Below are 13,419 nucleotides of genomic sequence, written 5' to 3' on the forward strand. Positions count from 1 at the left end.
CGATTCAGGCGTTCACTTTGCTGGCGAACTGGATCAGGTAGCGGTCGGTGATGCGCTGGCGAAGGGTGAGGTCTTCCAGCGGCGGCACGGGGGTGTAGTCGTAATCGAGGTACAACTTGCCGGCCTTGAGGGTGTCCTTGTCGTTGATGTCTTCCGGGTACCAGCAGTCGCCACCGATCAGGTAACCGCTGCCGACCATTTCGCGGAACTTGGCCTTGATGCTCTCGATCATGTCGCGCACCAGGGAAGGGTGCATGGGCTTATCCACAGCCCACATCTGAGCCTCTGCCATGGTGTCGGCGAGGATCTGCGCGGTGCGGGTGTAGTTCTCGAAAGCGAACAATGGATCGTCGCTACACGTGCGGCTGCCCCAGAAGCGGAAGCCGCCTTCGTTGATCAGGGTGGTGACTTCGTTGCCGTTGAGGTAGTTGGCGTCAGTGGCCGGGTTTTGCAGATCCCAGAACACGTCGGCGCTGATCCCGGTAACGCCATTGACCGCGACGTTGGACAGGGTTTTGTGCCAGCCCACCTCCTGATCGATCTTCGCGCGCAGGCCGAGGGCGCGGGCAACGGCCGAGGCTTTCACTGTGGCGTTGGTGACGGTGTCCCAGTTCTGGAAGTCCGGCCAGATCACCATCACTTCCCGGGCGCCGAAGTTCTCGCGGTAAGCGACCGCTTCTTCCTTGGTTTTACAGTCCCAGGCATTGACGTAACAGAAGGCTCGCAACTGCTGGCCGATGCTCACCAACGCGGTGGCCACCGGTTGGCTGTCGAGGCCTGGCACGCCGAGGATGCGCGGCACCATGCCGACCTTGGCCTTGGCGGCGAGCAGGGCTTTCATGCCGGTGTATTTACCCTCGGCGGTGGTCGTGCCGATCAGGGCGCTGTTGGTTTCCGCCTCGGTGGCGCCTTCTTTGACGCGAACGACGATGGTGTAGGGCTTGGTCTGGTCAGCGATGGCTTGCAGGCTGGTCGCGAGGGTGCCTTTCACTCCGGCTTTGCCGATGGCGGTCTGCACGTTGGTGAGCAGCACCGGGGTATCCAGCGGGAATACGGTAGCGTCGGCATCGTCGGCCGTGCAGACCATGCCGATGACAGCGGTGGGGATGGTGCGAATGGGGCGGGTGCCGTCGTTGAGTTCGAGCACCCGCACGCCGTGAAGATAATCGGCCATGGTTTTGCCTGCGCAGTAAATGGGATGACAGTGCACAGGCTGCCGCGCGCGCGGCGGATGGGCGAGCGATGGGACTTGTCACGAATTCGCCTACAAGCCCGATGTGGCGTTATTGCAGCAGCTCGGTTATCCATACCGGAACTAATGGCCGAGAGTCGTCGACCGGGAAGCCTACAGTCGCTGGCCATTCGCGCAAGTTACGGATGTAGGTCAGTAACTCCGAGTACTGTTCGGCGGTGACAGTTGTTTCTTCGCCCAGCTCAAGCTCGTCGCGATGACGGTCGCGCAACCAGGCAACGCGCACGATTTCGGCATCGCGCCAGGCTCGCGCGTTCGCCTCAGGAGTGTTCGCCTTCACGGCAGCGATCAGCGCCAGAAAATCCACGTAACGTGGATCGTCTACCGGGATTTCTCCCTGATGAGGGTAGAATTCACGATCTTGCTGACCTCCGAATTCGGCCACTACTTGCTCTTTGCTTGAGTCTGAGAACTGCACAAAAACCTTCATGGCTGCTCCTTAAAATTCGTACTGGGTGACGCTGACACCGAATGTCGTGGCCCCGGCGTTTGATTGTGTTTGGTAGTAAATCGAACCAGGTGTTGGGACCAGCAAATTGAAATTGCCACTGATCGAGTTGCTCGACGACGACGAAATAAACTGAAAGCCGAGGGAGTTCGCATCGGACGCCAAGCCGATCCCAATCGCGCCAGGTGCAGCGGAGTTCACCCCAGCCTGACCGATGACTCGCTTGGCGTTCAAAGGGATACCGGGCATGGCCAGCGGCACAAGGGCGGTGACCCATGTGCCGTTGAGCACGGACACTTGCGTGGTAATGCTGCGATTCTCCTGGCTGCCCGTTCGAAACAATCCTGCCGCCGTGGTGGCCCAAACACTGACCAGGGCAGACGCGGTGTAACCGGCCGGAAGCACTCCCGCGCACAGGTTCGGAGCAACTGCGCCCGTAACGTTAACGACGGTCACACCATGATTTTTGGTCGTCGGGTTATACAGCGCATATACCGCGACAGTCCCACTGGCCGGCGCAGCACCAACGTCCATTGTCCCCAAGCCTTTTATGGCCGCTGCCAAGTTTATCGGCTGACTGAAGTTTCTGAGGCGGTAGGTTTTGCCATTGGCGTCGCCGACCACCACCTCATCGGCCGCAAAGGTAGCGGTGGCCGAGGCAGCGGGTACGCTCATGCGAGCATTGCGCGTAGTGCCCACTACAGGCCCATTGACCTGAAGCTGATCCAGCGCAGCGGCTAGCGCGGCAATATCAATGTTTCCCTGATTGATCGGCGCGTTCCAGGCCTTGATGCACATCACCACCGCGACGTTACGCGGGCGCGCGGCGCCGCCATGCATGCTAAGAGGCCCGGGATTCGGCTGGCTTCCAGTCTGACTGGACGAAAACCGCACACTGCCCGACGCCGGATTTCCGGTAAACGTATCCCACCCAAGCCCTACCTTATCGGTCGAGTCATGGACGTAAACAATTTCGTCTTGTGCGTTGTTGTCGCCTGGCAGGTAACTACCGATTTGCGCACTGCCCACCGTCCGACCGACATCTACGCCTCGCCCATGATCCCAACCACGCTCGAACTCGCCGCGCGATTCCGGCAACCGGAAATTGCCGGCCCCCTCATCCCCCCGGTTGAACGCACCGCCAAGGTACGCCGCCAGATCCGGATAGAGCGCAATGGGCTTTACGCTACCGTCACGCTCCAGAAAACCGGGCGGGATATTGTTCACCGGAAATGACATTTGCGCCCCGACCGGCAACGCCGAGGCCTGCGCAATCATTGACTCGATTTCGGCCTTGGCGTAGGTGTCGGTTATGCCAAACCCTGCCAGTGTGGTGGGGTTCGACCCGCTCACCAACACACCGCGATCATTCACCGTGACCTTGGTATAGGTACCGGCGACCTTGTTGGCCGGCAGCAAGCCGTTAACGGCGTCGTCGACGTATTGGCGCGTGGCCAGGACCACCGCAGGATCAATTTTCAGCTGAATGTTCGACGTGCCGCTGGTGATGATGTGCATCCGCACCACCTGGTTGCGACCTGAACCCTGAGCGAGTAATGGCTTGTAACTTGGCGCTACGTTGGCTACCGCCGAGAACACGCCATCCTTGTCTTCAAGCGCCAATTCGCGGATCCACCAGCCGCCGACGTCCGGCGGCAACACCAACTCGGCAATGAGGATATTGTCGTCAGTGGGGGATACGCGTAACTGATTGAGCTGTGCCCGATACCGCTGATTGACCAGTTTGGTTTGAGCGGGACTGGGCACCGGATCAGTGCCGTTGGCATCACCGATCAGCATGTAGCGTGGTTCCCACGGAATGCCAAGGGCATCGCAGTTGGTTTTCTTGGCGGCGCCCAGCGTCGTCAGCATGCCGCCGAAAATAGAATTCTGATCAATCATGGGGGTACACATCCAGTTCGTCGAGGGTGTAAAGACTCACGCCGCTATAGCCCCGGATCGAAACGTCGATGTCCGGGTTGTTCCAGGGGTAAACATCGATTTCATCGCCGTCGTACACAGCGAACCCAACGTAGGCGTCGAGGTGGGTTTCAAGAATGATGTCGAGACCGGTCAGGTGCCGGGTCAGGGGCTTGGCGTCGTCGATCAGCCACACCAGTTCCTGATACATCGCTTCGGTGATGCCGGAGTCGAGGACGCCGATGCGCAAGGCAAACGTGCCGGGTGTGCCAGGTGGCACGGTCTGCCACCACTCCACGACCTCGATCAGGTAGCCCAGCGGTTCGACCACCCGGCGCAACGCGCCGATGGTGCCCTTGTGCGAATGCACGTAGTGGGCGGCGCGGCAGGCGGCGCGTTTGGCGGCCTCTGTCCATTTCCCGTCCCAGCGATCCACAGAAAACGCCCAGGCGAGGTACGGCAGCAAAGGCAGTGGGCATTGGTCTGGGTTGTACAGCGTGCGCAGGGGAATGGGCACGCGTTGGATCTGCGCCAGGGCTTGCGCAGCTTGACGTTCCAGCGGTGTCGAGTTGCCTGGCAGTAGCGGTTGGTAGGTCATCACTCAACCCCCAGCGCCAATTCGATTTTCGTGCAGTACGGCGCCTGGTACTTGGTAGCGACGATGTCTTCCCAATCTTCCAGCACGACCTTGCGCACACCCTCGATGTGAAGTGCGGCGTGCACGATCGATTCGGAGACTTCCAGTGCGAGACGGCGCCGTTGGTGCACAAACTTGAGCAACTTGGCTTCGGCAGCGGCGAGAACGAGTTCGGTTTCCGGGCCATTGGTCAGGGGGTAGATCAAGGCCTTGATCTGGTAGTTGATGATCTCGGCGCCTTGCACAGTCAGGCGATCCGCAACCGGCCGGCGGTCGTCGTCGCTGAGATAGGCTTTGACTTGGTCGAGCAGGGCCGGCGAGGCGGTGCCATCGCCCAGCACGGATTGCACCGTGACCACTGCCTCGGCCGGCGCCGGACTTTCTGCGGTGGCATCGGCGACCTGACCATCAGCGGAACGCGCGTGGAAGATGTAGCTGTTGCGCGGGCCGGCGGTACTGAGTCCTTCCCATGCCATCTGCGCACGCTCGCGCAGGCTGTCATCACTTTCCATCAGCTTGGGAATAGGCGGCACTGCTGTCGGGTTCGCGGCCTGAATGACCAGGCGCTTGACGTTGAAATTGGCCGCGAGCTGTTCGAGGTCGGTACCTTTGGCCAGGGCCAGCATGTTGGCGACGGAGGCTTCATTGACCCGTTGACGCCAGACGGTTTCGCGGTAGGCGTTTTCCTCGAGCAGTTTGGTCAGCGGCTCGGACTCCATGTTGAGGCGGGCGGCAATCTCGGCCTGTTCCTCGATCGGCCAGAGGCTGATGGCGTACGCCTTGCGCTCGGCGAGGATCTGCTCGTAGTCGATCTGTTCGACGACTTGCGGCGCGGGAAGTTGGCCGAGGTCGATGGCGACGAAGGTGTTCATGCGCTGCCTCCCAGTTGCAGCGGCACGCTCAGGCTCAGCGGCTGATTGCTGTCCACGAGGGTGCCCTCAAGATCCAGCGATGACTGACCCTGAAGGTTCGCCCCGACAAACTGAACGCGGCTGAGGCTGATGCGAGTTTCCCAGCGCATCAGGGCCATGACGGTGGCTGCGTAAACCTGCAAGCGGGTGAAGTCGTTGAACGGTTGATCCACCAGCTCGGGCAACAGACTGCCGTACTCACGGCGCATCGCGCGGGTGCCGATACGAGTGGTCAGGATGTCGGTGATGGACTGGGCGATGTGATCGACCAGGCCAAGGGCGGCGCCGGTTTCTCGGTTCATTCTGGTTTCCCCGTTTTTGCGCCGCCGGGCATCACATTCCCGTGTGAGTGGTTGACCAGGCTGATGTTGGCCGCGACCACGTCCTCGGACACAGTGACTTTGCCGGTGACGTTCTGGTTGCCGGTCTGGGTGTAGTCGCCCTCATGGGTGATCGGGCCAACGATGTGGATGCCGCCGGTGCTGGTCAGGTGGGTGGTGCCGCCTTCGGCCAGCGTGGCGTTGAGATGGTGGGCGACGCTGTCGTACTCGATGACGGTGCCATCGCGGTAGGTACAGCGGTGCAGGCCTTCGCGGTCGCCGTTGGCGGGGATGTGGTCACTGAACAGGCCGGTCAGGACTATGCCGTTGCCGAGTTGGCCGGATGGGCTGAACAGAATGACTTGCTCGTCGATGGTTGGTGGGTTCCACTCGCGGTCGGCACCGGCTCGGGCGGCAATCCATGGCAGCCAGCCGGTGGTGAGGGTTCCGGTTTTGACTTGCACGCGAGGGGGCATCATCTGCACGTCGGCGATGGTGCCGAGGCGGATGAGGTTTTCGATCAGGCGGGCGAGGGTGGCTAAGTCGTTCATGGCGCCGATGGTGGCGCCATGAACGATAGTTTGCAGCGGTAGGGATTTGTATTGATTTGGACTACAACTTTGATAGACGGTAAATCACTGGCTTGATGGCTCAATGCTCTTTTTTAATCTGGCAGATTCCAGCGTTTCGGGCACGTGCGCAGCGATGTAAATCAAAAATGAAAAAGCTTTTAGGCTGTTTAGCTCTGTCCCGTAGTCCGAAACCTCACCGTGTATAACTTGGTGGCGATTCAAGGCGTTAAACGTTTTCCCACTTGCGATACTTTCTTTGTCTCGATCGCCTTTGCTTTTCAGCAGACTCATGTTGCTGAGATTTATTATTTGATGTAGTAAATCTTTTGCGTCTTGGTTGTCGCCTATTTTTTCACTAACGTAGGTGCTGCCTCGGATTTTTCCATCGCGGCCGCTCATAGGTTGTTGCAAGCCCGTTATCTCTGAGAGTATTCCATCAGCTTGCGCCAGGAAGATTGGGATGCTTAGGTAGTATCCTTCTGGGGCGCCTCGTTTATGTGCACTTGCTGCTGCTTCAATCGCGTTTTTTCTGACGGGATACATGTCGGTGATTAACTTGACGTACCAGTCAAAGTCCGCTGTGAAATGGTTTTTGAGTATTTCATCTGCTTCTTCCGCTCCTGCTTCTCCAAGCTTCTCTATTAGCTCAACGGTATCTTTAAGCGAATTCTGCCAGTTAAAAAACCAACCCTGTTCTGAGGCTGTACTAACAGCTTCCCGAGCGCGGGCGGGTAAATTTTCTAAACGCTTCTGTACTGCGGCCCAATCAATTTGCACTGCCTTTAGGATTGGAGAGAAGTCGAATTTAATTTGTTCGAGCCAGCGACCGAATTTTTGTATGTTTGTTTGAATGGCAGGAAGGTGCGGTTCCAAATATTCGATCAGCTTCTTTGCTAAAGCCTCGTTACGTTCTTCGATTTTTTTATCTAGCTCTTCCATAAGAAATCTCCAGAAGCCATTTTGATCAGTTTGGACTCTGCTAAGGTTCTAACACTAATCAGTCGTGGAATCACTATTCAAGAAGGTGAGCAAGAAGGCCGTCGCGGATCAGATCGACATCTGCATCAGTGAAACCCAGAACTTCTCTTCGCTCGTACTGGACATTCGGAGCAGCACGTCCGGCTCGATCCTTCAAACCGTATTGATGCACTCGAGCGATGCGGGCAATCCGTCCGGTAAAGCCGACACTGATAGCATTCCCGTCGCCGTTGACCTTGAGAAAGCTAGCTGTGCGCAGCTTCTGAAACATCTTCGTCTTCCGCTTCATCCGCCCCTGCTTACCGCGCAAATTGCGCTGCTTACGCGGCGCATACTTGCTGCCGTCTGGGTTCTGTTGGGCAATGATTCGTTGCTGCTGACTGCGTCGCAACGCCTGGCCGATGCTGCGTGCCAGCTTGTTGCGCGATGCCGGCTCAAGCTGCCCGAGCAATCCCGCCGCCCAATCCTCCAGCGCTTCCAGCCGGTTGGTCATTTCGGCAGTACCCATTCGCTACCGGTGCCCTGGGCGCCAGGTATCCAGTTCGGATCGAGGAAGTCGGCAGATCGTTGCGGTTCGCCGGGATGGCGGATGGTGGTGTTTCCCTGGTCGTCCTTGCCCACCACCACCCGTTCAGTTAGCGGCAGTGTCAGGCTCATATCGACTTTGCTGTTGTCGAGAATGTCGGCCTCGAACTGGATGCCGTCTGCGGCCTTGCTCAAGTTCTCCAACAGCTCGGACTGGTGGACGCTCAGCCACCCAAGCAGTGGCAGCATGACGCTGTCGGGGTGGCCCGCGAAGTCGGTGAGGATGACCTGCAGGTCGAAGCTGTATTCAAACGAGAGTGTATGCGCGGCTGTGCAGCGGATCTTGCCGTTGTCGATGAAGATCAACAGTCGGTCGGGGTTGTGCTTGAGTTCGGCCACGGTGGCGAGCAGGTGGGCTTTCAGGCTGTCGGGCTTGTTCATGGCTGGGCCTGCTGGTGTTGGTAAATCATGTCCACCTGGCTCGCGCAGTCTGCCCAAGCGGCCTCGACGCGATCCTGGTCGGTGAGTTGATCGCCATTACTGCGCGGGCTGGTTGCTGGCAGGGTGCAAGGCACCACGGCCGGACAGCCACTGACGATAAGCGTCGGCGCCGGTGAGGGCGGGGCGCTCGCGCAGCCGGCGAGCAGCATCAGGCAAAGGCTGGGCAGCCCAATTGCGTAGGTCGGCGTTTTCACGTTTCAGAGCCTCGATGGTGAGTTCGCGCTTCGCCAGGCCTTGGCGAAGTTGATCCTGCTGGGTGCGCAGGGTGGTCTGGGCGTTGCGTTCCTGTTGCAGGGTGGCGTGCAACGCGTTGGCGTTCGCGAGGTTGCGTTCGGCTTCTTCCCGGGCGTTGCTGGCATCCAGCTCGGCCAGTTGAGTGTCCTTGTTCGCCCCACTGATTCGCAGCTCCTGGCTCCAGATCAGCAATCCCAGGGCCGCGAGCAGCGCGATTCCAAGCAGGGCTTGGCGCAGGGTGCTCACGCCCGGTACCAGCCAAGTTTGTTCATGTCCGCGACGTCTAGCTGCTGCACCGGGCCGCGAATGATGATGACTTTGCGCGCCGGCATCTGAACGTAGAGCGCGTCGCATAGCAGTTCCATGTCGTGCTGATCGCTGTCCTCTGGCACCACCAGCAGATCCCCATCCTGCACGTTCAATCGTTGCACCGCGTCGAAGTCGATCATGCCGCCACCGCCTGACCGCAACCGCAGTTGTCGTGCCGCTCGTAGGCGCGCTGGAGTTTGATGTCGTACAGGTTTCGCTGGTAATCCGGGCCGTTGTAGAGCTTGGCGAACTCGGCCCATTTGCGCGTCTTCAGCGCCTTGTGCAGCACGGGGTCGGTTTCGATGAAGCGGACGAAGGCATCGAACTGCTGCGACTCGCCCGCGCTCATGGCGGCGACGAAGTCCTGCACGCTGCTGTAGCCCAGACGTTGCCAGTGATAGCCCATGATCTGGAAAGCACCCCAGGAGGCGGATTCCAGCGCGGCGGTGTCGTCGATCAGGCGAGCGGTTGCCAGGCGCTGGTGTTCCGCGCTGCCACCGGCATAACCCCCGGATTTCGGATTGACGATGGCCGGGTTGATCGAGGCCAACTGGTCGGCGTGCTGCTTGAGCGTGGCAGCATCGTCGCCTTCGTGCCGAACCTTCGACAGTTGCCGGTACATGATGTGTCGCTCGAACAAGATGACCGGTTTTCCATTGTCGAGGAACCCGGCGCCTTTCGATTCGACTTCATTGACTGCGTAGACGCTGGCCAGCGGCACGCCAAGGCGTTCGGCTGCGTTGACCAGGTCGGTGTTTTTCAGCAGTTGCTGGCAATCATTGCCGGCAAGCGCAGCTTGCGTCTTGGTGCCAGCTACACCATCGACGACCAGGCCTACTTTGAGTTGGTAAGCGCGCACGGCCGCTTCGGTGACATCACTGTAGTCGCCATCGATCTCCAGCTTGGCGCCGTGCTGATTGAGGTTTTTTTGCAGGATGCGCACCGCTTGCGAGCGGTCGCCATGGCGAAGTGTGGTCATAGCTGTTCTACCTTGCGGTTGAAAATCTTCTTGGCCGCAGCACGGGTGCCCTCGACGCCGAGCAGCCCGATGACACCGCCGAAGAATGGCGCGGTCGAGGCCGGAATCCCCAGCAGCGACAACCCGTGGCTCGCAGACAGCGCGAGCGCGCCACAGAGTGGGGCCTCGATCATCATGCGGCGCACGGTGCCGCCACCGTAGATCACCCGCAGGCTTGCGATGACCAGGGCCAGCAGGCCGGCATAAATGGCGGGCCAGTTCTGTTCGAGCCAGGCGGCGAGCCAGGCCCAGGTGTCGGGACGTTCAGGCATGCGTTTCATTCCATGATCCGGAGTGGTTGGGTTCAAGGGCGCGGTGCAGGCGGTTCAATTCCATAGGTTCACCATCTGCCGTTGCGGTGCAGCGGCCTGGGCTTCTGGCATCTGCACCAGAAGGCCTTGCGGCAAGGTTGGGCCGTAGTCGGCCAGTCCGGGGTTGGTTTCGAGGACTGCCTCAGTCACACCGGCGGTACGGCCGTAGTGACGCCAGCAAAGCGCGTCGACGGTGTCATTCTGCTGGGTGCGAATGCTGACGGCCATCAGATCAACTCCACGGTGGTGCGGCCGAGGCCAAGGAAGTCGCGCACGGCCCAGCGTTGGTCTCGGCGCAGTTCGTCGATGCTCGGGGTCAGATCGTCGGCGTTTTGGTTGCCGCTGTTGGTGCTGTCGTAGGAGCGGTAGCGCTCGCAGATTTCTGCGCCGGTCGCGGCGTAGATCGCCCGTTGGTAGAGGTGGACAAGTTCAGATTTGTCCTCGATCTGCTCTGCCGGGACGTCCGCGAGATTGGCGTAGCCTTCCGCTTGTTTGGCGCGGCGCCATGTGGCGAACTCGCGGTTCACGCTGATGGCGGCGGCAATGGTCGCGGTTTCAAGTCGGATCGGCGTGACGCTGGAGTCGATGCGCAAGGTGCCGCGCACGTCGTCGAGGTCGATCGATGGCCAGAAGGGGTCGGTGTTGATGTGGCCGCTGGGGGCCGGAGTACTGCTGCCGCCCGCTACGAATCCGCTCATGAATCTGCGCTCTGTTGTAGGTCGCCGGTGGTCGGGGCTTCACGTTCAGGAGGAGCGGCCTGGCCGATCCGCCCCGAGCCGGCGGGGTGCGTGGGGACGCTCGGTTAGCTGCCAGCGGCAGCGAGTTTATTGAGCAGGCGTTCGGCCCGCTCCAGATCCTTTTTGCCACCGCACGCGTCGTGCAGGTCGATGGCTTTCTTCAGCAGGTCGATACCGGCTTGCACCTGACCAGGTTGGCCGGGGCGTTCGTCGGTGATGCCTTCCAGCGTTGCGCGGCCCATGGCGAGGAACAGCTTGGCGCGTGCCTGGTCGGGCATGTCCTCGGCGTCGGTCAGCTCGGCGGTGCGGTGCAGGATGGCCAGGTCGAACGGCTCGCCGACCTTCTGCGCCTTGAACGCGGCGGTCGCGATTTCTTCGGCGACCAGGCAGCCCAGCGTGCGGGCGAATCGGTCCGGCATGACCATCTTGTGCTTCAGTACGTATTGGGCGATGTCGAGGCCACCGGTGAAGTCGCCGGCATCGAAGCGCCAGACCATGACGGTGGTCAGCACTTCATCCTGCGCACCCTGGCCAGCGTCCAGCACACCTTGCACATAGGGGATGTACTCGGGCAGGAGCTGACGTTTGAGTTCGGCCTTGCCCTGGTTCGATTGCACCTGTTTCAAGCGAAGGCGGTCTTGCAGCAGTTGGTTGAGCTGGTGCTCGTAGGCGGTGGCGCCAGCCATGGTCTGGGTCGGTTCGGTGGCTGCCGCCTCAATGGCGGCAGTGACCCGTTGAAAGTGCTGTTTGGCGAGGCTGCTGGCCATGGTTTAGGCCTCAAGTTCGATGTTTTCGATCAGGCAACCGAGGCCGTAGTCCTCGACCACGTAGGCGTCGTTGCTGGATTCGTAGTTCTCGATGCGGTTCTTCTCCGGCGCTTCCTTCACGTAGCGACGGCGTCCACCGATCTGCCAGTAGATGGCCAGGTTCGCCAGCGTAGTGATCAGCGCCGCGCCGTCCGGCACGTAAGGGACTTCGACCGGTTGCTTCCCGCCCATGCGCTTTTGCGAAAGGATCATGTCGGTGGCCAGTTTCTCGGACGCGGGTTGTTCCTTGTTGATCAGCGGGAAGTATTTGTCGTGCACCAGGTTGCTGCCGAGGATGACGACGATGCCCGGATCCTTGCGGTGCCATGGGTCGATCAGGTTGGCGACGGCGTCGAACACCAGCGCGTCGAGGTTGTTGTAATCGGCTTCTGCACCGGTACCGATGACGATCTTTCCGGCAGCCTTGCCGTCCTTGAGGACGCGTGCGGGCGCGTTGGCACGGTACTGCTGAAGCCAGCCAATGTTGACGTCTTGCAGCAGCGGGTTGGCCTGACGGTCGGTGGTGGCGGCAGCGCTGACGCCGTTGAAACCGACCATGATGCGGTCGAGGGCCTGGCGCTTGAGGATCGCGTCGCGCAGGCGTGCCTGGAAGTCCGGGAACTTCGCCCAGGCGTCGAGCTGTGCGTAGCGGATTGCGGTGTCGAAGTCGGTCTTTTCTGCCTTGTAGCCTTTATTGTCCAGCGACGACACGTCGCGGGGCTGGCGCACGCCGTTGCCGGTGGTGTCGGTGCGGCCGGCGATGGTGCTACTGACGCCCACGCCGATTTTTTCGCCTTGCAGTTCATCGACGCCGATGACGCCGATCAGGCCCAGGAACTCGCTGGATTCCTGCATGCGGGTTTCCAGTGTCTGTTGAACCGTCGGATCGACGGCGAAGGTGGCGGCGGTCGAGGACACGCCGTTGAGGCGTGCCACTTGGCTCAGGTAGGCGTTGAAGTGTTCGCGGGTATCGTTACGCATGAATGTCGTCCTTCGTGGTTCGGGGCTGTGGGTGGGCCGGCTGTCAGCAGTCGGTCATGACCTTGTTGTCGCCACCGGTTACCGGAGGGCGCGTCTTCTGGTTGTGGTCTTGGGTGGTGGAGAGCTTGTCCTTCAACTCGGTGAAGTCCTTGCTCAGTTGATCCAGCCGGGTGTTTAGGCCGGCGGAGAACTTCTTCTCGGCAGCCAACTGGTCGGGCAGATCCTTGACGTGTTCAGCGACGGCCTCGACGGCTTGGCTGATTTGGGAGAACTCGGCGTCGTCCTTGGCCTGTTTGCCGCCCAGCAGGGCTTGCACCTTGCTGAACAGCTGGGCGCCAAGGCTCGGTTTTTCTTCGATTTCCTCGAACGTCAATTCGGTCTCGACCGCCTCGGTAAACATTGAGGTCGCGGAGTAGTGGCGATCTTTGAAGGGGCTGACGTCAGGTTTCTGGGCTGAGAACGCCAGAACGTCGGTGCCCAGACTCGCCGGCGAGTCGGTGACCGCGAGACCGACGATGTAGGCCTCACCGGTGTCGGCGAAGCTGTCGTCGATTTCGATGGACGTATAGATCTTCTGTTTGGCCTTGTTCATCGCGATCAGGTCGGCAGTCGGCTCAACCTGGGCGAACAGCGCCAGTTTCTTCTGGCCGTTCACGTCCACTTCTTCGGTCTTCACCGCCAGCACGTCGCCGTAGGCCTTGAACGGGCTGTCAGGTAGCAGGCTGCGGAAGTGTTCCAGCCAGATGCGGGCACCGTAGGTGGACGGGTTGAAGTTCTTCGCGGCCTGTTCCAGCCAGCTGCGTTTGATGGTGCGCTTGTCCGAGGTAGCGCCCTCGACGGCGACGCGGAACCAGTTGCTGCGAAATTTCTTCATGCCGGGAATCCTCATTGCTTGGGGCGCCTGCTGTTGGGTAAGCAGTGCGTTGCGATGAAGGGCATGGTCGTGACGCGCGCGAGTT

Annotated in this window: 19 protein-coding genes and 1 pseudogene; all 20 read right to left on the reverse strand. The window is 60.3% G+C overall.

Features of this window, described 5'->3' with window-relative positions; all coding sequences use genetic code 11:
• Positions 1 to 4: 4 nt before the first annotated feature.
• Positions 5 to 1,174 (reverse strand): phage tail sheath protein, encoded by a 1,170-nt coding sequence (locus tag ACX3YD_RS08835; RefSeq protein ID WP_458959691.1) that lies wholly within the window; start codon positions 1,172 to 1,174, stop codon positions 5 to 7.
• A gap of 109 nt (positions 1,175 to 1,283) precedes the next feature.
• Positions 1,284 to 1,682, reverse strand: coding sequence for a tail fiber assembly protein (locus ACX3YD_RS08840; RefSeq protein ID WP_458959692.1), 399 nt, complete (start codon positions 1,680 to 1,682; stop codon positions 1,284 to 1,286).
• Positions 1,683 to 1,691: 9 nt separating this feature from the next.
• Positions 1,692 to 3,602, reverse strand: coding sequence for a phage tail protein (locus ACX3YD_RS08845; RefSeq protein WP_458959693.1), 1,911 nt, complete (start codon positions 3,600 to 3,602; stop codon positions 1,692 to 1,694).
• Positions 3,595 to 4,218, reverse strand: coding sequence for a phage tail protein I (locus tag ACX3YD_RS08850; protein WP_458959694.1), 624 nt, complete (start codon positions 4,216 to 4,218; stop codon positions 3,595 to 3,597). Before ACX3YD_RS08850 ends, ACX3YD_RS08845 begins: the two co-directional genes overlap by 8 nt.
• Positions 4,218 to 5,129, reverse strand: coding sequence for a baseplate J/gp47 family protein (locus tag ACX3YD_RS08855; protein ID WP_458959695.1), 912 nt, complete (start codon positions 5,127 to 5,129; stop codon positions 4,218 to 4,220). Before ACX3YD_RS08855 ends, ACX3YD_RS08850 begins: the two co-directional genes overlap by 1 nt.
• Positions 5,126 to 5,470: a GPW/gp25 family protein gene (locus tag ACX3YD_RS08860; RefSeq protein ID WP_458959696.1), complete on the reverse strand. Its 345-nt coding sequence runs from the start codon at positions 5,468 to 5,470 to the stop codon at positions 5,126 to 5,128. The genes ACX3YD_RS08855 and ACX3YD_RS08860 overlap by 4 nt, the downstream gene beginning before the upstream one ends.
• Positions 5,467 to 6,039: a phage baseplate assembly protein V gene (locus ACX3YD_RS08865; protein ID WP_458959697.1), complete on the reverse strand. Its 573-nt coding sequence runs from the start codon at positions 6,037 to 6,039 to the stop codon at positions 5,467 to 5,469. The genes ACX3YD_RS08860 and ACX3YD_RS08865 overlap by 4 nt, the downstream gene beginning before the upstream one ends.
• 84 nt (positions 6,040 to 6,123) lie before the next feature.
• A complete protein-coding gene (locus ACX3YD_RS08870) occupies positions 6,124 to 6,999 on the reverse strand; it encodes a hypothetical protein (RefSeq protein ID WP_458959698.1) in 876 nt (291 codons plus the stop codon).
• Positions 7,000 to 7,072: 73 nt separating this feature from the next.
• Positions 7,073 to 7,531, reverse strand: coding sequence for a phage virion morphogenesis protein (locus tag ACX3YD_RS08875; protein WP_458960398.1), 459 nt, complete (start codon positions 7,529 to 7,531; stop codon positions 7,073 to 7,075).
• Positions 7,528 to 8,004 carry a phage tail protein gene (locus ACX3YD_RS08880; RefSeq protein WP_458959699.1) on the reverse strand — a complete coding sequence of 159 codons (477 nt, stop codon included), beginning with the start codon at positions 8,002 to 8,004 and terminating at the stop codon, positions 7,528 to 7,530. Before ACX3YD_RS08880 ends, ACX3YD_RS08875 begins: the two co-directional genes overlap by 4 nt.
• Positions 8,001 to 8,186, reverse strand: a pseudogene (gene lysC, locus ACX3YD_RS08885) (Rz1-like lysis system protein LysC); the annotation flags it as partial. The gene ACX3YD_RS08880 and the pseudogene lysC, both read right to left, overlap by 4 nt.
• Complete coding sequence (lysB, locus tag ACX3YD_RS08890; protein ID WP_458959700.1) at positions 8,101 to 8,544, reverse strand: Rz-like lysis system protein LysB; 444 nt, start codon at positions 8,542 to 8,544, stop codon at positions 8,101 to 8,103. The pseudogene lysC and the gene lysB, both read right to left, overlap by 86 nt.
• Positions 8,541 to 8,747 (reverse strand): hypothetical protein, encoded by a 207-nt coding sequence (locus ACX3YD_RS08895; protein ID WP_458959701.1) that lies wholly within the window; start codon positions 8,745 to 8,747, stop codon positions 8,541 to 8,543. The genes lysB and ACX3YD_RS08895 overlap by 4 nt, the downstream gene beginning before the upstream one ends.
• The gene (locus tag ACX3YD_RS08900) at positions 8,744 to 9,586 is read right to left on the reverse strand and encodes an N-acetylmuramidase domain-containing protein (RefSeq protein ID WP_458959702.1); all 843 of its coding nucleotides are present in this window, start codon (positions 9,584 to 9,586) and stop codon (positions 8,744 to 8,746) included. The genes ACX3YD_RS08895 and ACX3YD_RS08900 overlap by 4 nt, the downstream gene beginning before the upstream one ends.
• On the reverse strand, positions 9,583 to 9,906 hold the full coding sequence (locus tag ACX3YD_RS08905; RefSeq protein WP_458959703.1) for a phage holin, lambda family: 324 nt from the start codon (positions 9,904 to 9,906) through the stop codon (positions 9,583 to 9,585). The genes ACX3YD_RS08900 and ACX3YD_RS08905 overlap by 4 nt, the downstream gene beginning before the upstream one ends.
• Positions 9,907 to 9,951: 45 nt before the next feature.
• On the reverse strand, positions 9,952 to 10,164 hold the full coding sequence (locus ACX3YD_RS08910; protein ID WP_458959704.1) for a tail protein X: 213 nt from the start codon (positions 10,162 to 10,164) through the stop codon (positions 9,952 to 9,954).
• Positions 10,164 to 10,634: a head completion/stabilization protein gene (locus tag ACX3YD_RS08915; protein WP_458959705.1), complete on the reverse strand. Its 471-nt coding sequence runs from the start codon at positions 10,632 to 10,634 to the stop codon at positions 10,164 to 10,166. Before ACX3YD_RS08915 ends, ACX3YD_RS08910 begins: the two co-directional genes overlap by 1 nt.
• Before the next feature lie 104 nt (positions 10,635 to 10,738).
• Positions 10,739 to 11,440 (reverse strand): phage terminase small subunit, encoded by a 702-nt coding sequence (locus tag ACX3YD_RS08920; RefSeq protein ID WP_458959706.1) that lies wholly within the window; start codon positions 11,438 to 11,440, stop codon positions 10,739 to 10,741.
• A 3-nt stretch (positions 11,441 to 11,443) separates the two neighbouring features.
• Positions 11,444 to 12,460: a phage major capsid protein, P2 family gene (locus ACX3YD_RS08925; protein ID WP_458959707.1), complete on the reverse strand. Its 1,017-nt coding sequence runs from the start codon at positions 12,458 to 12,460 to the stop codon at positions 11,444 to 11,446.
• Positions 12,461 to 12,503: 43 nt separating this feature from the next.
• Positions 12,504 to 13,334, reverse strand: a complete 831-nt coding sequence (locus tag ACX3YD_RS08930; protein ID WP_458959708.1) for a GPO family capsid scaffolding protein — start codon at positions 13,332 to 13,334, stop codon at positions 12,504 to 12,506.
• Positions 13,335 to 13,419: the final 85 nt, after the last annotated feature.

The organism is Pseudomonas fluorescens group sp. PF-1 (assembly GCF_054481335.1).